The following is a 989-nucleotide window of genomic DNA, read 5'->3' on the forward strand; positions in this document are numbered from 1 at the left end:
CGGATCTGACGCTCTTCCAGGAGCCCGGTAAAACGGGGCGTCGTGAATTGTGAGCCCTGATCCGTATTGAAAATTTCCGGGGCGCCATAGCGCGTAAAGGCATCCTGTAGCGCCTCGATACAGAACTCCGCGTCCATCGTGTTCGACAGACGCCAGGACAGGACCTTGCGCGTGAACCAGTCCATGATCGCCACAAGGTATAGGAAGCCCTTGCGCATCGAGATGTAGGTGATGTCCGAGCACCAGACCTGATTGGGACGATCAATGACCAGATCCCGCAGCAGATATGGATATTTCCGATGCTCCGGATGCGGCACACTTGTGCGTGGCTTCTGGTAGATCGCCCGCAGCCCTACAGGAACATTCCATCGGCGATGCCGACGGAACCTTGGTTCCCTCCGCCCATGATCGCCATGAGCCGGCGGACGCGTTTGCGCCCCACTTCATGTCCCAGGCGGCGCAGATGCCATGTCATCTGCCGCGAGCCATAATACGGTGTTTCCAGAAACTGGGCGTCGATCAGCCGCATCAGCGCCAGATTGGCCTCGTTCTGTGGCACAGGCCGATAGTAAACGCCCGACCGGTTGAGTCGCAGCAGCGTGCATTGCCGGATGATCGGCAGACGCGCTCGCTTCGGGTCAATCATCTGCCGCCTCTGATCACGCCCAACCGAGCAGAGGCATCGCGTAAAAAATCCCGTTCCACGAGAAGCTCGCCTATCTTCGCGTGCAGTTTCTCCACATCAGCAGGGCTGACCGGGGGCTCAGACACCGCCTTCCCGGAAAAGGTTACCGCCATCCCTTCGATCGCCTGCCGTTTCCACTGGGCGATCATCGTCTGATGCACCCCATGTTTCGAAGCCAGTTCCGCCAGCGTCTGTTCCCCACGGATCGCCTCCAGGGCAACCCGTGATTTGAACTCCGCCGCATACCTCTTGCGCGTAACCTTGCCCATAAAACCCGTCCTCTCTCAGGTCGGATTATAGCTTA

At 58.8% G+C, this 989-nt stretch carries 1 pseudogene; it reads right to left on the minus strand.

What is annotated here, in order from left to right:
* Positions 1 to 954 (minus strand): annotated as a pseudogene (locus HKD24_RS15105) (DDE-type integrase/transposase/recombinase); the annotation flags it as partial.
* Positions 955 to 989 lie beyond the last annotated feature (35 nt).

It is taken from the genome of Gluconobacter vitians (assembly GCF_015244565.1).
Classification (GTDB): Bacteria; Pseudomonadota; Alphaproteobacteria; order Acetobacterales; family Acetobacteraceae; genus Gluconobacter; species Gluconobacter vitians.